General features: G+C 42.1%; 22 protein-coding genes. 9 read left to right on the top strand and 13 right to left on the bottom strand.

All coding sequences use genetic code 11. The annotated features are described in order from the left end of the window. Positions 1-146: 146 nt before the first annotated feature. The 7 genes from HMPREF0106_RS00760 to HMPREF0106_RS00790 all read right to left on the bottom strand — a co-directional run bounded on the left by HMPREF0106_RS00760 (position 147) and on the right by HMPREF0106_RS00790 (position 5,777). Complete coding sequence (locus HMPREF0106_RS00760; RefSeq protein ID WP_009041235.1) at positions 147-1,091, bottom strand: NAD(P)H-dependent flavin oxidoreductase; 945 nt, start codon at positions 1,089-1,091, stop codon at positions 147-149. A 168-nt stretch (positions 1,092-1,259) separates the two neighbouring features. Beyond that, the gene (locus HMPREF0106_RS00765) at positions 1,260-1,985 is read right to left on the bottom strand and encodes a DUF4858 domain-containing protein (protein WP_004314511.1); all 726 of its coding nucleotides are present in this window, start codon (positions 1,983-1,985) and stop codon (positions 1,260-1,262) included. A gap of 211 nt (positions 1,986-2,196) precedes the next feature. Next, positions 2,197-2,721 carry a DUF4943 family protein gene (locus HMPREF0106_RS00770; protein ID WP_032851670.1) on the bottom strand — a complete coding sequence of 175 codons (525 nt, stop codon included), beginning with the start codon at positions 2,719-2,721 and terminating at the stop codon, positions 2,197-2,199. Positions 2,722-2,732: 11 nt separating this feature from the next. Further along, positions 2,733-3,782, bottom strand: a complete 1,050-nt coding sequence (locus tag HMPREF0106_RS00775) for an outer membrane beta-barrel protein (RefSeq protein WP_009041233.1) — start codon at positions 3,780-3,782, stop codon at positions 2,733-2,735. Continuing rightward, the gene (locus HMPREF0106_RS00780) at positions 3,766-4,317 is read right to left on the bottom strand and encodes an RNA polymerase sigma factor (RefSeq protein WP_004300758.1); all 552 of its coding nucleotides are present in this window, start codon (positions 4,315-4,317) and stop codon (positions 3,766-3,768) included. The genes HMPREF0106_RS00775 and HMPREF0106_RS00780 overlap by 17 nt, the downstream gene beginning before the upstream one ends. A 226-nt stretch (positions 4,318-4,543) precedes the next feature. Next, positions 4,544-5,392 carry a carboxylating nicotinate-nucleotide diphosphorylase gene (gene nadC, locus HMPREF0106_RS00785; RefSeq protein WP_009041232.1) on the bottom strand — a complete coding sequence of 283 codons (849 nt, stop codon included), beginning with the start codon at positions 5,390-5,392 and terminating at the stop codon, positions 4,544-4,546. Continuing rightward, on the bottom strand, positions 5,385-5,777 hold the full coding sequence (locus tag HMPREF0106_RS00790; RefSeq protein ID WP_008025787.1) for a DUF4783 domain-containing protein: 393 nt from the start codon (positions 5,775-5,777) through the stop codon (positions 5,385-5,387). Before HMPREF0106_RS00790 ends, nadC begins: the two co-directional genes overlap by 8 nt. 127 nt (positions 5,778-5,904) lie before the next feature. Here HMPREF0106_RS00790 and rlmH point away from each other — a divergent pair, with 127 nt between their 5' ends. After that, a complete protein-coding gene (gene rlmH, locus HMPREF0106_RS00795; protein ID WP_009041231.1) occupies positions 5,905-6,378 on the top strand; it encodes a 23S rRNA (pseudouridine(1915)-N(3))-methyltransferase RlmH in 474 nt (157 codons plus the stop codon). A gap of 113 nt (positions 6,379-6,491) precedes the next feature. Here rlmH and HMPREF0106_RS00800 read toward each other — a convergent pair whose 3' ends face one another. The 4 genes from HMPREF0106_RS00800 to HMPREF0106_RS00815 form a co-directional block, all read right to left on the bottom strand. Then, positions 6,492-7,124 carry an HD domain-containing protein gene (locus HMPREF0106_RS00800; protein ID WP_009041230.1) on the bottom strand — a complete coding sequence of 211 codons (633 nt, stop codon included), beginning with the start codon at positions 7,122-7,124 and terminating at the stop codon, positions 6,492-6,494. A 55-nt stretch (positions 7,125-7,179) separates the two neighbouring features. Continuing rightward, complete coding sequence (gene queF / locus HMPREF0106_RS00805) at positions 7,180-7,635, bottom strand: preQ(1) synthase (protein WP_008644607.1); 456 nt, start codon at positions 7,633-7,635, stop codon at positions 7,180-7,182. 580 nt (positions 7,636-8,215) lie between these two features. After that, positions 8,216-8,875 (bottom strand): 7-cyano-7-deazaguanine synthase QueC, encoded by a 660-nt coding sequence (gene queC, locus HMPREF0106_RS00810; protein WP_004300765.1) that lies wholly within the window; start codon positions 8,873-8,875, stop codon positions 8,216-8,218. Between the two features lie 8 nt (positions 8,876-8,883). Continuing rightward, positions 8,884-9,564, bottom strand: coding sequence for a queuosine precursor transporter (locus HMPREF0106_RS00815; RefSeq protein WP_004311352.1), 681 nt, complete (start codon positions 9,562-9,564; stop codon positions 8,884-8,886). Positions 9,565-9,796: 232 nt separating this feature from the next. Between HMPREF0106_RS00815 and HMPREF0106_RS00820 the strand changes: the two genes are divergently transcribed. Next, positions 9,797-10,801: a virulence RhuM family protein gene (locus HMPREF0106_RS00820; protein WP_009041228.1), complete on the top strand. Its 1,005-nt coding sequence runs from the start codon at positions 9,797-9,799 to the stop codon at positions 10,799-10,801. A 229-nt stretch (positions 10,802-11,030) separates the two neighbouring features. Here HMPREF0106_RS00820 and HMPREF0106_RS00825 read toward each other — a convergent pair whose 3' ends face one another. Then, the gene (locus HMPREF0106_RS00825; protein ID WP_032851668.1) at positions 11,031-11,537 is read right to left on the bottom strand and encodes an RNA polymerase sigma factor; all 507 of its coding nucleotides are present in this window, start codon (positions 11,535-11,537) and stop codon (positions 11,031-11,033) included. 164 nt (positions 11,538-11,701) lie between these two features. On the opposite strand from HMPREF0106_RS00825, the gene HMPREF0106_RS00830 reads away from it, so the two are divergent. Beyond that, a complete protein-coding gene (locus HMPREF0106_RS00830) occupies positions 11,702-12,991 on the top strand; it encodes a DcaP family trimeric outer membrane transporter (protein ID WP_009041226.1) in 1,290 nt (429 codons plus the stop codon). A 75-nt stretch (positions 12,992-13,066) separates the two neighbouring features. On the opposite strand, the gene HMPREF0106_RS00835 is transcribed toward HMPREF0106_RS00830, so the two are convergent. Next, positions 13,067-14,509, bottom strand: coding sequence for an OmpP1/FadL family transporter (locus HMPREF0106_RS00835; protein WP_009041225.1), 1,443 nt, complete (start codon positions 14,507-14,509; stop codon positions 13,067-13,069). A 208-nt stretch (positions 14,510-14,717) separates the two neighbouring features. On the opposite strand from HMPREF0106_RS00835, the gene HMPREF0106_RS00840 reads away from it, so the two are divergent. The 6 genes from HMPREF0106_RS00840 to HMPREF0106_RS00865 all read left to right on the top strand — a co-directional run bounded on the left by HMPREF0106_RS00840 (position 14,718) and on the right by HMPREF0106_RS00865 (position 19,527). After that, positions 14,718-15,719, top strand: a complete 1,002-nt coding sequence (locus HMPREF0106_RS00840; protein ID WP_008025799.1) for a 2-hydroxyacid dehydrogenase — start codon at positions 14,718-14,720, stop codon at positions 15,717-15,719. A 63-nt stretch (positions 15,720-15,782) separates the two neighbouring features. Further along, positions 15,783-16,487, top strand: coding sequence for a pirin family protein (locus tag HMPREF0106_RS00845; protein WP_004314524.1), 705 nt, complete (start codon positions 15,783-15,785; stop codon positions 16,485-16,487). 43 nt (positions 16,488-16,530) lie between these two features. Continuing rightward, entirely contained in the window at positions 16,531-17,178 is a 648-nt protein-coding gene (gene pdxH / locus HMPREF0106_RS00850) for a pyridoxamine 5'-phosphate oxidase (protein WP_008025801.1), read from the top strand. 66 nt (positions 17,179-17,244) lie between these two features. Continuing rightward, positions 17,245-17,976, top strand: a complete 732-nt coding sequence (locus tag HMPREF0106_RS00855) for an MBL fold metallo-hydrolase (RefSeq protein WP_009041224.1) — start codon at positions 17,245-17,247, stop codon at positions 17,974-17,976. Positions 17,977-17,989: 13 nt separating this feature from the next. Then, positions 17,990-19,135: a DUF4468 domain-containing protein gene (locus HMPREF0106_RS00860; protein WP_009041223.1), complete on the top strand. Its 1,146-nt coding sequence runs from the start codon at positions 17,990-17,992 to the stop codon at positions 19,133-19,135. A gap of 14 nt (positions 19,136-19,149) precedes the next feature. Beyond that, positions 19,150-19,527, top strand: a complete 378-nt coding sequence (locus HMPREF0106_RS00865; protein WP_008025806.1) for a VOC family protein — start codon at positions 19,150-19,152, stop codon at positions 19,525-19,527. Positions 19,528-19,931 lie beyond the last annotated feature (404 nt).

The following is a 19,931-nucleotide window of genomic DNA, read 5'->3' as shown; positions in this document are numbered from 1 at the left end:
AAACGACAATCTGAATTTGCGCCCTGAAAGGGCATAATTGTATACAGTTCCGCCCTTTCAGGGCTTGTGGCTGGTGTGTTTTTTCGTAGGGCGTTGCCCTACGCTATATAATTAAGCCCTTTCAGGGCACTCCGCAAAATTATCATTTATCGTTCAAACAAATATTTTTTCTCCACAGCTTGCCGATAAGATTCAACCAATTCATTCATCACCTCTGCCACCGACTGTTGACGGGATATTATTGCCGAGACCTGACCTATTTCCAGTTCACCTTCTTCCAAGTCACCTTCGAAGATACCTTTCTTAGCACGTCCGCGTCCGAGCAAAGTTCTTAATTCCTCGGAAGTTGCACCACTATCTTCAGCCTTCTCCACCGCTTCACGAAAAGCATTCTTTACCAATCGTGTCGGAGCCAGCTTTTTCAACAACAACTTAGTATCCCCTTCACCGAGACTCAAACAATAATCTTTAAATACCGGACTCGCAGAACTCTCTTCAGTCAGCGCAAAACGTGTTCCTATTTGCACACCTTCCGCCCCCAACACCATAGCAGCCAGTATTCCTTCTCCTGTACCAATACCTCCCGCGGCTATCAAAGGCAATGTGGTAGCCTCATGCACAGCAGGAATCAAACAGAAAGTCGTTGTTTCCTCCCGTCCATTATGCCCTCCGGCTTCGAAACCTTCAGCTACTACTGCATCCACCCCGGCTTCTTCACATTTCATAGCAAAACGAGAAGATGAAACGACATGAACAACTGTTATTCCACGCTCCTTCAACCATCCGGTCCACGTTTTCGGATTTCCGGCAGAGGTAAAAACAATCTTCACCCCCTCTTCCACTACAATATTCATAATCTCTTCTATTTGGGGATACATCAAAGGGATATTCACTCCAAAGGGAAATTTTGTGGCCGCATTACATTTACGGATATGTTCACGTAAAGTGTCCGGATGCATAGAACCGGTGCCGATCAATCCCAATCCGCCGGCATTGCTCACGGCAGAAGCAAGACGCCAACCGCTACACCACACCATACCACCTTGAATAATAGGATATTGAATACCCAGAAGGGAAGTAATTCTATTCATAATTAATTATTTATCTATGTTTTAATATGCCAAAATACCAATGAAAACGACAGAGTTATATAACAATGCGCCAACATAACAATACACAAATATACTAATTATTCAATTACAAACACTCTCAAGTCAGTACATTACACATTGTTACATCAACACATCATTATAACGTCTTCAGCGTGCAATCTGTTCGATCGGTTTATTTATCAACACAGTTGTAGAATCTCCATAAGTTCTCAAAACCTCCAATGTGCGGGCGCGGTTATCTCTGCCTTTCTTATTCCAGAACTCTTTGGTAAAGACAGCCATCAGGTCAAGTCCGCCGACCGTTCCGCCATTGATATATACCCCACTTCCACCAAACAAGGGAATAGGTGCGTCCATCACTACCGTGTTCACCATCATTCCATTGGCACGTTCGCTCAACTGTCGGAAACGTACTCCACTCGCCTGTATCTCATCCAAAGATTTACGCACCCCTTTCGCCATCGGATTACGTGCCCAGTTCGAGTAGGATCTTTGATGGCGTATCTCATAGAAAGGATCTCCCCGCCAAGTGTTTTTATCAATCTTTATCTTCTTCTGATAGATAGGGTCCCAGTTATAACGGGTATTCGCTTTATATGGCATCAAACTCAACACCACTTTCGGTTTAGGCAATGCTTCAGGAAGCGATTCATCAGGCATCATCCAGCTTTTCTCCTCCGACATTCGGGGAGTACCAACCGCAGTTCCGAAATCAATCGACTTTACAGCATCCATATTCAAATGCAACTCCTGGTCACTCTCCAGCAATTTCTTCAAATGCAAAGAGTCTTGCGCCGTCCATACTTGCGAATATGCAAATAAAGCCGTCAGGCACAGTACCATCGTTGCAATAAACCGTTTCAATCTATCCATCCTCTATCCTCTTTCATTACCTGTTATTTTGGAGCACTTCATATACACTAATGCACATACTTTTCTCCCTTACGTTACCACCTATATTCTCCTACGAGAAGCGGTCTTTTGAGCGTAGTAATCCCCTGTCAGCAGCATAAGACTACTGATACAAACAAACGTTCCCACATGAATGTTTCCTATTTTTTACTTTCCGAAGGCTCCTCCTTTGTTACCACCAACGATAACCCGATCCACAAAGCGGCTCATCGTAGCACGGATCAATCGTCCATCTTGTTTTCGGATATTGGCGCTCTTCCCACCAACTACGATAACAAGCGGCTGCATCGAGCACCTCCTCATCAGTCAGGAAATAAATTGCTTCATAATTTTCAGCATTCGCCAATACCATTTTGCAACCTAATGACGGCGGTGTGCCCTGGCGGATATACTCAATCACCCAAAGCATACACTCGCCCAACCGAATCTTACCGTTGTTCATATTATAAACCGACGGAAAAGAAGGAATAATAGTCAGATCTTCTGCATATTTTAAAAGTTCAGGGATGTCCTCTTCCGTAAAATGAGGGACCTCCACCACCCCTTTATCATTCTTCATCTTGTACGTACCCGACTTCAATTGTTTCACAAAAAGGGCAACATCCGGATTGTTATAATCCATTTCTTCGCTGGTGCATCCTGTAAAAGATACGATCAGGCAAACAGCCATCCACAGCATTAGTAGTGTTTTTTTCATTTTCATAAGGATTAATACGTCATGCGAAGTCCGCAAAGTAAATTAAAATTAGTCGGCCGTTTCGTTCGTACCGTAGCCAGTTTCGAATCTGTTTTGAAATGATGCGAAACTCCGGGTTCGGCAAAAACAGCAAGTCGGTCATTAATCTTATAATTGATTCCAATGCCGGCAGTCACTGCCAGTTGGATAGGTTCTTCTTTAAAACTGTTGTCCGGCGCGCCGGCGATACATTTATCGGCTATTCCGCCTACGGTAGCGTAAAGGTCAAATTTCTTCGTATCTACCAGTGTCATATTTACTTTAACGGGGATACCCAGATAGTGCAAATGCTGCCCCGCTGAACGAAGGTTTGAATAAAGCAGTCCGGTTTCTATTCCGAGAGATTCGTTTAGTTTACGCTCTACCGTTACCCCTGCGGAAACCGGCATTTTATAAGTACCATTATCAGCCGGAAGCGCCGTGCCTACCTGAACTTTCATCGCCCAGCGATGCTTTTTCACCGCTTTGGGTCGAGCCACATTCACATTCGATTGTTCTTCCGGAGCAACAGATGATTCCGTATCACCGTTTGTTGCCTGCCAAAAGCCGTTATTCCCTTGATTACCATATCGGTTGCCATTTCCTGTAGAAGTGGTGGCAGAAAAAGAAAACGACATGGAGAAAGTGATAGAAAGCGAATCTTCTTCCTCTGTGTATTGTGACAGCATACCGTAAGACTTTGGAGCCGGTTTCGGCAACACCGGTTCTACCGGCAACGGTAACTGATTGACGCGTATTCCATCTCCATCCATCTGCCCTCCATTTGTCACGGCTATCTTTGTAAATGCTTCTTCCATTTCTTCTTTGGGAGAGAAATACAAGAAAGTAGCCGACGAGGCCGCCAAAACGAGCAATACAGATGCCGCAGCCGCCACACGGAAGAGCAGAATCCGACGGCGATGCTGGCAAGCCACAGGTATTTCCTGCGAGAGCTCTTCCCAAAAGCCATCCCGTACACTCATCCCTGCATCAGCGAGACGCGTGCGAAACAGATCGGTTATTTCATCATTTTCTTTCTTCATGATTCCTATACTCTTTGATTCTTTTTGCTAACAAATACTTGGCCCGGTGCAACTGCGAAGTAGACGAATGTTCCTTAATGTGAAGCATCTTGGCTATCTCCTTGTGCGATTTCTCTTCAAACACATAAAGGTTGAAAACGGTTCGGCAACCATCCGGCAATTCGGCAATAAAAGCCATCAATTGCTCTTCGGAGATTCCAGCCCCTCCTCCCGAGTCCGATATATCCGGTATATCGGGAAGCTGCTCTTCATGCACTACCAACTGGCTGACTCGTTTCTCCCGCCGCAAGAAATCGAGTGATTGAGTAACCATCACCCGGGTGATCCATGTACAGAGCGAAGACTCGCCCCGAAACGAGAAGTTGGTAAAAATCTTGATGAAACCGTCATGCAGTACATCGTGCGCCGCATCCATATCGCCCGTATAGCGGAAACATACCGCCAGCATCTGTTTGGAATAGAGGGTGTAAAGTTCCTTTCGGGCTGAATCCTTTCCTGCCCGACAGCCCTTTATCAGTTCTATCTCGTTTTCCAAAGTCAATTACTTTTTTTTAAAATCGAACGTATGTCTGCGTCGTTTTACTCATTAGACGCAAGAGTTTGAGGAATGCTGCAAGAAATATCGCTAAAAGAAGTTAAAGAATAGAAGAGAGTTCACCACAGAGGACGCAGAGTACACAGAGGAACAATGATAGGAAATTCTTCCTATAAAGTAAGTTTAAAACCTCTGTGTACTCTGCGTCCTCTGTGGTGAAAAAAAATCAGCACGCTTTGAAACTCATATCCAGTCCTTTCACTGAATGAGTCAAAGCCCCTACCGAAATGAAGTCTACGCCACATTCGGCATAGTCACGGAGGGTATCAAAGGTAATGCCGCCCGAAGATTCGGTTTCGTATTTGCCTGCTACCATCTCCACTGCTTTCTTAGTCATTTCGGGAGTGAAGTTATCAAACATGATACGATCCACTCCGCCGAGGTCAAGAACTTGTTGCAGTTCGTCGAAGCTGCGGACTTCTATTTCTATTTTCAGGTCTTTGCCTTTTTCCTTGCAATAATCTTTAGCGCGAGTGATGGCTTTGTCGATACCTCCGGCAAAGTCTACGTGGTTGTCTTTCAGAAGAATCATGTCGAACAAACCAATACGATGGTTTACTCCACCACCGATTTTCACTGCCATTTTTTCGAGGATGCGCATACCGGGAGTTGTCTTACGGGTGTCGAGCACACGGGTATTTGTTCCTTCCAATACCTTTGCGTATTTGCGGGTCATGGTTGCGATGCCGCTCATACGCTGCATCACGTTCAACATCAGGCGTTCGGTCTGAAGCAAAGATTGCACTTTCCCTTCCACTACCATTGCTACGTCGCCCGGTTTCACTTCTGTTCCGTCGTTGATAAACACTTCCACTTTCATAGTGGGGTCGAAGCGGTTGAAGATTTCTTTGGCAACTTCGATACCTGCCAATACGCCGGCTTCTTTGATAAGCAATTTTGATTTTCCCATTGCCGTAGCGGGAATACATGAAAGGGTGGTATGATCGCCATCACCTATATCTTCTGCAAAAGCAAGATCGATCAACTTGTCGATCAGTTCTTTTTCCTTATTCATTGATCTTGTCAATTCTTATTTGATGTATTAAATATTGATTCTGCACTTTCTTCAGGAAACAGTTCACACGAAAGTTCCCATTAGTAGTAGCCAACGTGCCGATAACGAAACTTGATTCGTCCCGTTTTCCCTGATGGTTCACATTAAATCCGCTGACTTTATTCTTCGTAAAGAATTCCTGCATCATAGCTGTTGCTTTCTGTTTGTCAACGTTTGTCGAGCGACCTTGGAGCACCAGGTTTACCTTGTCCCCCATATACTTACTTAGCTCTTGCGAGCTTCCTCTTTTAAATGCCGTAATCACTCCTGCCGGTATCTCTTGCGCCATTAGCAACGAGAGGGAAAGAAGCAATGCGGTCATTCCTACGAGCACTCGTTTTTTCATAATTACAAGCTTTTAAGTTGAAGTTTAAAGGCTTAAACTTTCAACTAATGATAGGCAAAGGTAAGCATTAATTGCAGAATAACATAAAAAATGCCTATTTTTGTGCAATAATCAGAATTGTAGACGTATGAAAACAACCCTGCTCGTCGTAGGACGAACCGTAGAACAACACTATATCACTGCCATCAACGACTATATCCAGCGCACCAAACGCTATATCACTTTTGATATGGAAGTGATTCCCGAACTGAAAAACACGAAGAGTCTTTCAATGGAAGTACAGAAAGAAAAGGAAGGAGAACTGATACTGAAAGCTCTTCAACCGGGTGACATCGTGGTGCTGCTCGATGAGCATGGAAAAGAAATGCGTTCTCTTGAGTTTGCCGAATATATGAAACGGAAAATGAATACGGTAAACAAACGATTGGTGTTCATTATCGGAGGTCCTTATGGCTTTTCAGAAAAAGTGTATCAGGCAGCACACGAAAAGATTTCAATGTCGAAGATGACTTTTTCTCATCAAATGATTCGGTTGATATTCGTGGAGCAGATTTATCGGGCAATGACGATATTGAATGGAGGGCCGTATCATCACGAATAAAGTATTCCCAATATAGTGTTAAAAGGAGTAGCCTATTTGGCTACTCTGAAATAAATAGTTTCTTTGTAAGCTACAACCCGATAAATGTAGAGTAAAAAAAATATCAGGATAGTCTATCCTAATTCATCTGAATACAACTTATCAAATACCTTAATCAGTTCGTCCTCATTAGCAATCAAATTTCGAAGTTCCGCCAACCGACCTGCATTATCCGATTGGGGTATCCATAGTTTCAGATACCCTCCTTCTGCATATTTATCAGTAAGATGTTTCCGAAAGCGGGCATATTGCCCCTCTTTATCCATTTCCGGATAATGGGATAACCCATATTGAACGGTACGACGCAAAGTTATTTCGGGATCTATAATTCGGTCAGCCTCGGCAACAATCATTCCATAGATTGTTCTGGGAGCCTGTTTGTTGGAAGCCCGATGATCTTCTATCGCTTCTTTCATTTGCAACAGTTGTTCTTCGGTAAACCAACGACGTAAAGTTTCATCAGCTAACAAAACTTTACCGGAGGCTATATGATGAAATTCACGTCCTTCATACAACCCCAGGTCATGATAAGCAGCAATGATGTAAACCATCGAATAATCGACTTCATAATGCATCGCTAGTTTCAGACTTTCCTCAATCACTTTTTCTACATGATCGATTTGATGCGCTTTATCAAAGTTGGCATATTGAGGGATAATACTTTGGCAAACATAGCTTTGCAAATCAGCGGGCACATGATGAGTCATATTCGATATTTTTAGCTAATGAGTTTTTATATCTTTACTATTATTCCCGATTCATTTATTCCCGATTCATCAAGCGATGTTCCGCCATCTGCTCGAATTTTGTTCCCGGACGACCGTAATTGGCGTATGGATAGATAGAAATACCGCCACGAGGAGTAAAGATACCTGTTACTTCAATATATTTGGGATTCATAAGTTTTATAAGATCCTTCATAATGATATTTACGCAGTCCTCATGAAAAGCACCATGACTGCGGAAACTGAAAAGATACAATTTCAAACTTTTGCTTTCTACCATTTTTATATCAGGAATGTAGCTGATACGTATTTCAGCAAAATCCGGTTGCCCTGTGATAGGACACAGACTTGTAAATTCCGGGCAGTTAAAACGTACCCAATAGTCATTTTCAGGATGCTTATTATCAAAAGCTTCCAATACTTCAGGAGCATAATCTTGCTTATACTCGGTCTTTCTTCCTAATAAAGAAAGTTGGTCTTTTAATTCTGTCATTGTACTCGTTAACTACAACCCCTATTCTAGATAAAAAAACACATTTCCTCTTTCACCTATCACCGGCCAATCTCAAACGCTCTATTCATCGATGTTTCAGTGGTGAAAGATTCGTTTTACAACCTATCACCGCATCTATCACCTATCACCATCAACCCTTAACCCACGGTTGCTTTATCCGCAGCTTACTTGTTACAGTTTGTTTCATTACCTGAAACAAACTGTTTCCCGTAGAGAAACCAAGTGTTTCACACCGAGGAACCAAGTGTTTCACGCCTTGGAACTAATAGTTTCAAGTAACAGAAACTTTAGTTTCCCACCGTTGAAACTCTAGTTTCCTACCGTTGGAACTTTAGTTTCAAGCTGCTGAAACTAAACTAAGCCAATACATTCCAGGCAGAAGCTACTATCTTCTATTAATTGAAACTTACCGGTGACAATAGATGTGACGGCAAAATATCAAGTTTTGTTGCTGTCACCACTTGCTGTCACAAACTATTTATTTTATAATCAACCGTTTAACAACAACAATGTGACAGATGACAGCAAAAAAATGCATTTTAATCTCTATGTAGAGATATTATTGATTCTTACTTTTTAAATACTTCTCCAATCCTTCCCGTCGTAACGTACAAGCCGGGCAATGTCCGCAGCCATCTCCTTGAACACCATTATAGCATGTCAAAGTCTCGGTACGAATCAGTTCCAGTACTCCCAATTCGTCGGCTAACGCCCATGTCTCTGCTTTATCAATCCACATCAAAGGAGTATGAATCACAAACTGTTCATCCATAGCCAAATTGAGAGTCACATTGAGAGACTTGATAAACGCATCCCTACAATCGGGATAACCGCTGAAATCCGTTTGGGAAACTCCCGTTACCAAATGATTAATACCACGTTCACGGGCATACACAGCCGCAATACTCAAAAAGAACAGGTTACGTCCCGGAACAAATGTATTGGGAACACTATCTGCCGGCTTTTCCTGATCCATCACCATGGTAGTATCGGTCAATGAATTATGGCCTAACTGTCCGATGAAAGAAACATCCATCACATCAAATTCCACTTCCGCTTTCCGGGCTATCTCCCGCGCAAGTTCCACTTCTTTCTGATGCTTCTGACCATACAGAAAACTCAAGGCATATACTTTCTTAAAATTGCGTTTTGCCCAAAACAAGCAAGTGGTAGAATCCTGCCCACCACTAAACACAACCAATGCTGCTTCTCTATTCATATTCTATATTAAATATCTTTGACTTTCAATACGTTATAAGAGATGTCCGTGTCGTAAACATCGCTACCGTCTATTTTCTTGATTGCTTTCACCACACGGATCGTTACCGGGAGGATCATCACCTCATACAAGGATTTCAATACAATCTGAATCCCCATCATGATAAGCAGTTCTTTCCAAGCAATGACACCTCCAAAAGCTACCGGGAAGAAAATCAATGAATCGGCAGTCTCACCCACCACAGTCGACCAAATGGCACGGGCTGAAAAGTTACGTCCCTGACTGGCTACTTTCATTTTACTCATCACATACGCATTAAGAAACGAGCCTACCAAAAAGGCCATCAGACTGGCAGCCACAATACGTGGAGCCATACCGAACACAAAATCAAAGTGCTCTTCACCTTCCCAAAAAGGAGCAGCAGGAATGGCAACAGCTATCAACCCAAGAGCGACCACAAAGAAGTTCATAGCAAAACCACTCCAAATGATAAGGCGCGCTTTCTTGAATCCCCAAACCTCGGCGATACAGTCATTTATAATATAAGAAATAGGAAAAACCAATAATCCGGCTGTCACGGTCAAACTACCGATCTGGATTACTTTCGTTTCAAGAAGATTGGCTGCAATAAGGCAAACGTTAAAAAGGATACCCAGCAGCATAAAGGGTACAGATACTTTTTCTTTCATAATTCCTGTTTTTTACGTGGTGTTCTAGAATACACGACCGCTATTCACGGCATCAAATGTCTTTTTATTCTTTTGCGCTGCAAAGGTATAGGAAAAACTATGAAAAAGCAAAAGAAATCCGATGATTGACATACATTTCACTGAAAAGACATAACTTTGCCAAATACAGAGCTTAATGTTTGTATCAAAGATTAAACTTATAAACTATATTTAAAGAAACGATATCTAAATCATGGCAAAAGAAAATAAAAGCAATATCATCATCTACCAAAGTGAAGACGGGCAGACACACATAGAAGTGCAGATGGACGAAGATACCGTATGGCTATCCCAACAGCAAATGGCCGACCTTTACCAAACGTCTCGAACAAATGTGGTAGAACATATTAAGCACATTTATGAAGATGGTGAACTTGTTGAAGAGTCAACCTGTCGGAAAATCCGACAGGTTCGACAAGAAGGAGCGCGCATGGTTGAAAGAGAAATTCCTCACTACAATCTTGATATGATAATATCTTTAGGCTACCGAATAAATTCAATTCAAGCCACACACTTCCGTCAATGGGCAACGGCACGCCTTAAAGAATATATCATCAAAGGCTTTACCATGGATGATGAACGATTGAAGCAGATGGGAGGAGGCTATTATTGGAAAGAGTTACTCGACCGCATCCGTGACATCCGATCGTCTGAAAAGGTGATGTATAGACAAGTGCTTGATATCTATGCTACTGCCGTAGATTACGATCCCCACGCCAAACAATCTATTGAATTCTTCAAGATTGTTCAGAATAAGCTACACTTTGCAGCCCACGGACATACAGCTGCAGAAGTTATTTATGAACGAGCCGATGCCGACCAACACATGATGGGACTAACTTCCTTTAAAGGCGACCATCCGACATTGCGCGATGCAAAGATAGCCAAGAACTACTTGAGCGCAGAAGAACTCAAAGTGCTGAACAACCTTGTCTCCGGATATTTTGATTTTGCCGAAGTACAAGCTATCAAGCACCGTCCAATGTACATGAACGATTACATCAAACATCTGGATGCCATACTGTCTTCTACGGGAGAAGTTCTATTGATGGATGCCGGTATGATAAGTCATGAACAAGCTATGGATAAAGCTGAAACAGAATATCGCAAGTGGGAAGTACGCACGCTTTCACCCGTAGAACAAGCCTACCTCAACAGCATCAAAACACTGAATTATAAAACTAAAAAGAAAGGATGACTAAAAAAAAATGAAAACTCTCTATGAACAATCCTTTTCAGACGACTACAGTGAAAGAAAAAGCTATAGAAGCAGCCCATACCGCACAAGTAACTGTCCAAAAGGCTAAACACAGAGTACAGGAAATACTGGATTGACAATAAAAAAGAGCCTTCCCATCAGCGTCGTATTCTGACAGGAAGGCTCATCACTTTGACCTTAAAACACATCACTCAATTAAAAAGGCGCATCAGGAAGAGAAATCTTTCAATTCCTCTTTCAACCGTTTACGGATGAAAAACAAACGGCTCTTCACCGTTCCCATCGGCAATCCTAATTTCTCGGCAATTTCTCTATATTTAAATCCAGCTACAAACATCTGAAAAGGCACTTTCATCTCTTCCGGTATGGAATGTATCACCTTATACAACTGTTTCATATCGTATGTAAATTCGAATCTGTCAGCATCCTCATCTTCTATCAGATGTTGTTGATTGATGGAGTAACTATCATCAATCAAGTTCATTTCGCGAACTGTACGACGATAGTTATTCACGAAAATATTACGCATTAGCGTATACATCCATCCTTTCAGATTTTTGCTATACGTAAACTTCTCCTGATTATCTAATGCCTGCAACAAACAATCCTGAACCAAATCATTGGCAGATTCGCGATCTGCCGTCAATTTATATGCGAAGCGATGCAAATCCGGTTGTATCGCTAATATTCCTTTCGTAAAATCTACTTTTTCCATCGTCGTATTTCTTTTATCTAAATTAGTACGATACAAAGATCCGCTTTTTTAGAATCATTATAAATAGCAATTCTTCCGATTAGTTTGGCAATTTTTCCTTTGCCCCTCTCAACCATTTCTTTTTTTAGTTGTTGATTGGGCATTCACCTAAAACTTAACTCATAATGAAAACAAGCTTTAAAATGGTAGCTATGCTACTGGGGATAGGAATTTTCCCCCTCTGTGCCCATGCGCAAAAGAAGGTAATCATCGAAGATGAAGAACCCAACTCGATCATGTTTGTCTCGAAGAACAAAGCAGGAGATGAAATCATCCGAATCATGAACGACCGTTCACAGATGCGCTTTCACGACCCCAATGCTCCCCGCTTCCTGCTCACTGACCAGAAAGGGAAATTCGCCCTCGGTATCGGAGGGTACGTTCGTGCAACGGCAGAGTATGATTTTAACGGTATCGTTAATGATGTAGATTTCTATCCGGCATTGATACCACAACGCGGAAGCGGCAATTTTGCAAAGAACCAATTCCAGATGGACATCACCACTTCCACCCTGTTCCTCAAATTGGTAGGACGTACCAAACATTTGGGAGACTTCGTAGTTTACACTGCCGGAAACTTCCGTGGCGATGGAAAGACCTTCGAATTACAAAACGCTTACGCGCAATTCCTAGGTTTCACTATCGGGTACAGTTATGGTTCGTTCATGAACCTCTCCGCACTGCCTCCGACTATCGACTTTGCAGGGCCTAACGGTTCAGCCTTTTACCGCACTACGCAATTAAGCTATATGTGTGATAAGTTGAAAAACTGGAAGTTTGGTGTTTCTATGGAAATGCCTTCGGTAGACGGAACAACCAACAATGATTTGTCTATCAACACCCAACGGATGCCTGACTTTGCCACTTCCGTACAGTACAACTGGAACAGCAACAGCCATATTAAATTAGGAGCCATTATCCGCAGCATGACTTATTCGAGCAATGTGCATGAAAAAGCCTATTCTGCTACCGGCTTCGGTTTGCAAGCCTCTACAACCTTCAATATTACCAAGAAATTGCAGGCATACGGACAATTTAATTATGGAAAAGGTATCGGTTCCTACCTGAATGATTTAAGCAACCTGAACGTAGACATCGTCCCCGATCCCGACAAGGAAGGAAAAATGCAAGTTCTTCCGATGCTGGGATGGTATGCAGGATTGCAATACAATCTTTGCCCGAGCATCTTTATATCCGGAACATACAGTCTGTCCAGACTTTATTCTGAAAATGGATACCCTAGTGAGAATCCCGAATCCTATCGTAAAGGACAATATCTGGTAGCCAATGCTTTCTGGAATGTAAGCAGCAATCTGCAAGTCGGCGTTGAATATTTGAGAGGATGGCGCACTGATTTCAGTTCCGCAACCCGTCATGCCAACCGGTTGAATATGCTGGTGCAGTATTCTTTCTAAACTGACATAATAAAACAAAAAGCCGTCTCAACACCATGTTCGAGACGGCTTTTCTATATATAAAGGACTAGAAATTTAGAACTTATAGTTCACGCTCACACCAAATACTTTATTAGTACGGCTGTAAACGTCTTTATCCACTAATGATGCCATCGATGTTGCCTCTAAACCACGTGGTTTTTCTTTAGTGTAATCACTATATGTAGTCCAGAAATAAGCTACATCAAGGCTCAATGCCTGAGTAAAATTGATACGACCTCCAAAACCTACTGAATAAGAGTCACAAGAAAAACTTGTATCTGATTGGAAAGCGTCGCTCAAACCGTAGTCTGTTTTCTGATAACCTCCACTAACAGTGAATAATTTGTTAATATCCCACTCAACACCAGCCAAATACTCGTGTGTACCATGTTTCAATGTTTTCTGTTTGCCATCTGCCATACCAGCATTCTTATCATCAAAGAAGTGATATTCTACTGAAGCCCGAAGTGAAGGCAAAAACTCATAACTTGCTGCAACAGAAAGCATAGAAGGAAGGTCACTTGGTGTATTCACACCATTCGCATAAGGTGCCATAAAATCCGCCGCTGCATCTGGAAACTCACGCGTATGCGTATCATTCTCAATATTCATATTAGCTTTGAATTCATACTTCGCCGCCAAATTCAATTTGCCAAATTTAGCATCTACACCAATAATAGGCGTCAACCCCCAACCTGTCTGGTCACAATCAAGCTCAATCTTTGTATTATCAAGTTTTTGAAGCAAAGGTCCTGATTGCGCCTGTGCTGCCTGAGTTGCTTGTTCCAAGCTCATACCAGGATTAGCAGCCATGATTTGTTGTACCATGGCAGCACCTAATTGTTGAGCCACACCATCTTTCAAAGCAATATTCAAATAACCTTTATACCCGCCTGTAAAATAATTCATACGAGCACCGGCAAAAACAGAAAAATGCTTATTAATCTTATAACTTGCTCCTAACTGGAAACCGTAAATATACTGACGACCTTCCATAGCTGAATTAATATTGTACATATTAGGTTTCAGTATTCCCCCACTCGCAGAAGTTGCCAAACTAATAGCAGCAGCATCAAACATAGGCAAACCATTATCAAAAGAAGCCTTTCCGCCACCACCAACAATAGCAAAGCTACCGGAAAATGCCCAGTCACCTTTTTTATATACAGCATGTATGGAAGGAATAACGGGAGCAGAAGCTTTTCCTTCATAATTACGCACAGTGGTCTGTCCATCCATAGTCCATAAAGGACTTGTAGCAGCTATATCACGAGTCTGATATGCACTTTGAATAGTAAGCGCTACTTGAAGACCATCTTTGGGAAGAAATGCCAGTCCGGCAGGATTACTATAAACTCCATCAACATCAATGGAAGCGCCGCGGGCTATCATGCGCAAGAAAGCAGCATTCTGATTCGTATTGGTTAGATAATCTCCGGCAAAAGTTGGAATTGAAACGATCAACATTGCAAGACCAATCAACGAAATTTTTCTCATCTAAATCTTTTTTTAATTATTTCGGGCGCAAAGATACGATATTATTGCACACGAGAGACATGTTTGTGCATTTTTTTTCATTTACCTGCCCATTTTAATTGAAAAAACAAACTGTTTCTAATGAAACAATCTATATTTACTACTGTACAGAAAGCAAACAAATCCACCTGTTCCGATGTTTAATACTATATAATTATAGAATACTATTATGGCCTATACAATTGCATTTTTCGGCACAAAGCCTTATGACGAGTCCTCTTTCAATGACAAAAACAAAGAGTTTGGATTTGAAATACGCTATTACAAAGGACATCTGAATAAAAACAACGTACTACTGACACAAGGAGTGGATGCAGTCTGTATCTTTGTGAACGACGTTGCCGACGCAGAAGTAATCCGTGTGATGGCGGCAAACGGAGTGAAACTACTGGCATTACGCTGTGCCGGATTTAATAATGTAGATTTAAATGCTGCCGCCGCTGCCGGAATCACCGTAGTGCGGGTTCCCGCTTATTCTCCCTATGCTGTTGCAGAATACACGGTAGCACTTATGCTATCGCTAAACCGCAAAATACCCCGCGCCTCCTGGCGTACCAAAGACGGTAATTTCTCCCTGCACGGTCTGATGGGATTCGATATGCACGGGAAAACAGCAGGTATCATCGGCACAGGAAAAATAGCGAAAATACTGATTCACATCTTAAAAGGGTTCGGAATGAACGTACTGGCTTATGACCTCTATCCGGACTACAACTTCGCCCGTCAAGAACAAATAGTTTATACTTCACTGGACGAACTATACCACAATTCGGATATTATCTCCTTACACTGTCCGCTCACTGAAGAGACCAAATACCTGATAAACGACTACTCTATCAGTAAAATGAAAGACGGAGTAATGATTATCAATACCGGTCGCGGGCAACTGATTCATACCAATGCACTGATTGAAGGACTGAAGAACAAAAAAATAGGTTCCGCAGGACTGGACGTATACGAGGAAGAAAGCGAATACTTTTATGAAGATCAATCCGACCGCATCATCGACGATGATGTACTCGCCCGTTTGCTCTCGTTCAACAATGTAATCGTCACTTCTCATCAAGCTTTTTTCACACATGAAGCAATGGAGAATATTGCCGCAACCACCCTGCAAAACATAAAAGATTTTATCAATCACAAGCCTTTATTAAATGAAGTGAAGAAATAAAACTTTTAAGCCGCTTTCTTTGTTTACCAAACATATAAACAAATAAGAGAAAGGACAGTTTTTATGAAAAAAGTAATACATAAAGCAGATACAAGAGGACATTCCCAGTATGATTGGCTGGATAGTTATCACACTTTCAGTTTTGACGAGTACTTCGACTCCGATCGTATCAATTTTGGTGCTCTTCGCGTATTAAATGATGATAAGGTTGCGCCCGGACAAGGTTTTCAGACTCACCCGCATAAGAATATGGAAATCATTTCCATTCCTCTGAAAGGACATCTGCAACATGGAGACAGCAAGAAGAACAGCCGCATTATTACTGTCGGAGAAATTCAGACAATGAGTGCGGGAACAGGAATCTTCCATAGTGAAGTAAATGCAAGTCCGGTAGAACCGGTGGAATTCCTGCAAATTTGGATTATGCCGAGAGAACGGAATACCCGTCCCGTTTATCAGGATTTTAGCATTGCAGAACTGGAGCGTCCGAACGAACTGGCAGTCATCGTATCTCCCGACGGTAGCACACCTGCTTCCCTTTTGCAAGATACCTGGTTCTCCATCGGCAAAGTAGAAGCCGGAAAGAAATTAGGTTATCACATGCATCAAAGTCATGCAGGCGTCTATATCTTCCTCATTGAAGGAGAAATAGTAGTAGACGGTGAAGTGTTGAAACGCCGTGACGGCATGGGTGTTTACGATACGAACAGCGTTGAACTGGAGACATTGAAAGACTCACATATTCTATTAATAGAAGTACCTATGTGATATCATCATTAAAAATAATAAACTAAAGCTGCCAGATAATCTTATGGCGAAATTAAACATAGCAGATATCCGACAGGAATATACGAAAGGCGGGTTGCGGGAAAGTGAACTTCCCGGCGACCCGCTTTCGCTTTTCAGTCGTTGGCTGCAAGAAGCGATTGACGCAGAAGTGGACGAACCGACTGCGGTCATTGTAGGAACTGTATCCCCCGAAGGGAGACCGTCCACACGTACAGTATTGTTAAAAGGACTCCATGATGGAAAATTTATCTTTTATACCAATTACGAAAGCCGCAAAGGCAAACAATTGGCACAAAACCCATCTATCTCCCTCTCTTTTGTCTGGCACGCTCTCGAAAGACAAATACATATAGAAGGAATAGCGACGAAAGTTTCACCGGAAGAATCGGATGAATACTTCCGGAAGCGTCCTTATAAAAGCCGGATTGGCGCACGAATTTCTCCGCAAAGTCAACCGATAGCAAGCAGAATGCAATTGATACGATCCTTCGTCAGAGAAGCCGCCCGATGGATTGGAAAAGAAGTGGAAAGACCTGATAATTGGGGCGGATATGCCGTCACACCTACAAGGATTGAATTCTGGCAAGGACGCCCCAACCGACTGCACGACCGCTTTCTATACACCCTACAACCGGACGGTGAATGGAAAATCAGTCGTCTTGCTCCTTGATTTCGTCGATTTTTCTTGGCAACTCCAACGAGAATACGTAATATTGCAACCATAAAATAGTCAGCTATGACACTGGATTATATTTATCACAGCGGTTTCGCCATCGAAATGGAAGGTGTAACCATTATCATCGATTACTACAAAGATTCTTCCGAAACGGAACACAACCGGGGAATCGTGCATGATTATCTCCTGCAAAGGCCGGGTAAACTGTACGTATTGGCCACTCATTTCCATCCCGATCACTTTAACCGTGAAATATTGACTTGGAAAGAGCAACGCCCCGACATTCAATACATCTTCTCCAAAGATATTCTGAAGTCCCATCGTGCCAAAGCCGAAGATGCTTTCTATATTAAAAAAGGAGAAACCTACGAAGACGACACGATCCGCATCGACGCCTTCGGATCAACAGATGTCGGCAGTTCGCTCCTTCTTCACTTACAAGATTGGAGTATCTTCCATGCCGGCGACTTGAACAACTGGCATTGGAGTGAAGAATCGACCGAAGAAGAGATACGAAAAGCCAATGGTGATTTCCTTGCAGAAGTTAAATATTTAAAAGAAAAAGTGCCTAACATCGATCTAGTGCTATTCCCGGTGGATCGGAGAATGGGAAAAGATTATATGAAAGGGGCAAAACAGTTCATCGAACAAATAAAAACTACTATATTTGTGCCCATGCACTTCAGTGAAGATTATGAAGGAGGAAATGCGCTTCGTAGTTTTGCAGAAAATGCAGGATGCCGTTTTATCAGCATCACCCGTCGGGGCGAAAGTTTTGAGATTACCAAATAAACACATTATAATTATGAATAAATTTACGATTCTGTTTCTTACTATGTTTCTCGCATTGCCGATGGCAATGAAGGCAGATTCTGCAAAAGAGAAGAAAGATGACACCAGGTACCTTGTAGGAGCCGTTCCTGAAGTAGAAGGTAAAGTAGTATTTTCCAAAGAGTTCCAGATTCCCGGAATGAGTCAGGCACAAATCTACGACACAATGACAAAGTGGATGGATGAACGTCTGAAAGAGAATAAAAACATCGATAGCCGCATTGTTTTCTCCGACGAAGCAAAAGGAACAATTGCCGGTATTGGAGAAGAATGGATTGTTTTCAGCTCCAGTGCCCTGTCATTAGACCGTACATTAGTTAACTATCAGATTACCGTTACCTGCAACCCCGGAAACTGCCTGGTAGAGCTTGAAAAAATCCGTTTTACTTATCGTGAAACAGAAAAATATAAAGCCGAAGAATGGATTACTGATAAATATGCGCTCAATAAAGCTAAGACTAAATTAGTACGTGGCTTGGCTAAATGGCGTAGAAAAACCGTAGACTTCGCCGATGATATATTTATGGATGTAGCGGTAGCTTTCGGAGCACCTGATACCCGTCCGAAAACAGAGAAAAAGAAGAAAGAAGAAGAGCAAAAAACTCCATCAATCGTTGCAGCCGCAGGTCCGATTGTCATTGGTGGCGCAGATAAAAAGACTGATATAAAAGTGACAACTGGCGAACCTGCTCAAACCACTGTTCCTGCTGCAACTCTCACTCCTGCTACTCCTGCAGGCAAGGCTTCCGCTGATATGCCGGGTTATATAGAAATTGATTTGAAACAAATCCCGGGTGAAGTATATGCTTTGATGGGAAGCGGAAAATTAGTAATCAGCATCGGAAAAGATGAGTTCAACATGACCAATATGACTGCAAATGCTGGTGGCGCACTTGGTTATCAATCAGGAAAAGCAGTTGCCTATTGCACGCTTTCACCCGATCAAGCTTACGATGCAATAGAAAAGGCAGATAGCTATACATTAAAATTGTACGCTCCAAACCAAACAACACCTTCGGCTGTTATCGAATGTAAGAAAATGCCTTCACAGACAACTCCGCAAGCCGGACAACCGCGCACGTATGTTGGAGAAATCGTGAAGCTCTTAATGAAAAAATAAAGAAAATCGCAACAATGGAAATAAAAAGTAAATTTGACCATTTTAATATCAACGTCACTAATCTGGAGCGGAGTATCGCTTTTTATGAAAAAGCACTCGGCTTAAAAGAACATCATCGGAAGGAAGCATCCGACGGCTCGTTCACGTTAGTCTACCTGACTGATAACGAAACAGGTTTCTTGCTGGAATTGACGTGGTTGAAAGATCATACTGCTCCATACGAACTGGGGGAAAACGAAAGCCATCTCTGCTTTCGTGTAGCCGGCGATTACGATGCAATCAGAGCTTATCACAAAGAAATGAATTGTGTATGTTTTGAGAACACGGCCATGGGGCTTTATTTCATCAATGACCCGGACGATTACTGGATTGAGGTACTTCCACAAAAGTAAGAGAGGTCGTTCCAAAAGTCCCTAAAAAGAAAAATCACCCTTACTACAATTTGGAGTGGCCCAAAAAGCTAAACAGATTAAAAAGGGACATTTAATAAATAAAAAAGATAAGGCAACTAATTCACTGCGAGTTAGTTGCCTTTTTTTGTATTTCTAAGCAGGGATATTCAGTAAATGTTCCTCTTTCTAAAAAATCAAGAGAAAAGCTTTGCTTTACGTGAGCTTTTCTCTTGATTTTTTCGTTCAACTCTCCCAGTCTTCTATCTTTTTTGTAGAATATTGTTTACATATTCTTATTTTTTCCTTCCCACCCATGCATTATGTACATGTCTTTTTTAGGGGAAGTTAAAACCTCTCCTGTTTTTCCTGTTATTTTAGTTAGATTATGCTGCCTTTCTTTTTTT

This window comes from Bacteroides sp. D22, assembly GCF_000163675.1.
GTDB lineage: Bacteria > Bacteroidota > Bacteroidia > Bacteroidales > Bacteroidaceae > Bacteroides > Bacteroides xylanisolvens.
Note: the sequence above shows the minus strand (reverse complement) of the source record. Positions and strands in the feature narration are given on the sequence as shown.

Excerpts from the sequence above, each read along its gene's own strand:
- HMPREF0106_RS00760 (WP_009041235.1), bottom strand. The coding sequence starts at position 1,091 with ATGAATAGAATTACTTCCCTTCTGGGTATTCAATATCCTATTATTCAA.
- HMPREF0106_RS00765 (WP_004314511.1), bottom strand. The coding sequence starts at position 1,985 with ATGGATAGATTGAAACGGTTTATTGCAACGATGGTACTGTGCCTGACG.
- HMPREF0106_RS00770 (WP_032851670.1), bottom strand. The coding sequence starts at position 2,721 with ATGAAAAAAACACTACTAATGCTGTGGATGGCTGTTTGCCTGATCGTA.
- HMPREF0106_RS00775 (WP_009041233.1), bottom strand. The coding sequence starts at position 3,782 with ATGAAGAAAGAAAATGATGAAATAACCGATCTGTTTCGCACGCGTCTC.
- nadC (WP_009041232.1), bottom strand. The coding sequence starts at position 5,392 with ATGAATAAGGAAAAAGAACTGATCGACAAGTTGATCGATCTTGCTTTT.
- HMPREF0106_RS00790 (WP_008025787.1), bottom strand. The coding sequence starts at position 5,777 with ATGAAAAAACGAGTGCTCGTAGGAATGACCGCATTGCTTCTTTCCCTC.
- rlmH (WP_009041231.1), top strand. The coding sequence starts at position 5,905 with ATGAAAACAACCCTGCTCGTCGTAGGACGAACCGTAGAACAACACTAT.
- HMPREF0106_RS00800 (WP_009041230.1), bottom strand. The coding sequence starts at position 7,124 with ATGACTCATCATGTGCCCGCTGATTTGCAAAGCTATGTTTGCCAAAGT.
- queF (WP_008644607.1), bottom strand. The coding sequence starts at position 7,635 with ATGACAGAATTAAAAGACCAACTTTCTTTATTAGGAAGAAAGACCGAG.
- queC (WP_004300765.1), bottom strand. The coding sequence starts at position 8,875 with ATGAATAGAGAAGCAGCATTGGTTGTGTTTAGTGGTGGGCAGGATTCT.
- HMPREF0106_RS00815 (WP_004311352.1), bottom strand. The coding sequence starts at position 9,564 with ATGAAAGAAAAAGTATCTGTACCCTTTATGCTGCTGGGTATCCTTTTT.
- HMPREF0106_RS00820 (WP_009041228.1), top strand. The coding sequence starts at position 9,797 with ATGGCAAAAGAAAATAAAAGCAATATCATCATCTACCAAAGTGAAGAC.
- HMPREF0106_RS00825 (WP_032851668.1), bottom strand. The coding sequence starts at position 11,537 with ATGGAAAAAGTAGATTTTACGAAAGGAATATTAGCGATACAACCGGAT.
- HMPREF0106_RS00830 (WP_009041226.1), top strand. The coding sequence starts at position 11,702 with ATGAAAACAAGCTTTAAAATGGTAGCTATGCTACTGGGGATAGGAATT.
- HMPREF0106_RS00835 (WP_009041225.1), bottom strand. The coding sequence starts at position 14,509 with ATGAGAAAAATTTCGTTGATTGGTCTTGCAATGTTGATCGTTTCAATT.
- HMPREF0106_RS00840 (WP_008025799.1), top strand. The coding sequence starts at position 14,718 with ATGGCCTATACAATTGCATTTTTCGGCACAAAGCCTTATGACGAGTCC.
- HMPREF0106_RS00845 (WP_004314524.1), top strand. The coding sequence starts at position 15,783 with ATGAAAAAAGTAATACATAAAGCAGATACAAGAGGACATTCCCAGTAT.
- pdxH (WP_008025801.1), top strand. The coding sequence starts at position 16,531 with ATGGCGAAATTAAACATAGCAGATATCCGACAGGAATATACGAAAGGC.
- HMPREF0106_RS00855 (WP_009041224.1), top strand. The coding sequence starts at position 17,245 with ATGACACTGGATTATATTTATCACAGCGGTTTCGCCATCGAAATGGAA.
- HMPREF0106_RS00860 (WP_009041223.1), top strand. The coding sequence starts at position 17,990 with ATGAATAAATTTACGATTCTGTTTCTTACTATGTTTCTCGCATTGCCG.
- HMPREF0106_RS00865 (WP_008025806.1), top strand. The coding sequence starts at position 19,150 with ATGGAAATAAAAAGTAAATTTGACCATTTTAATATCAACGTCACTAAT.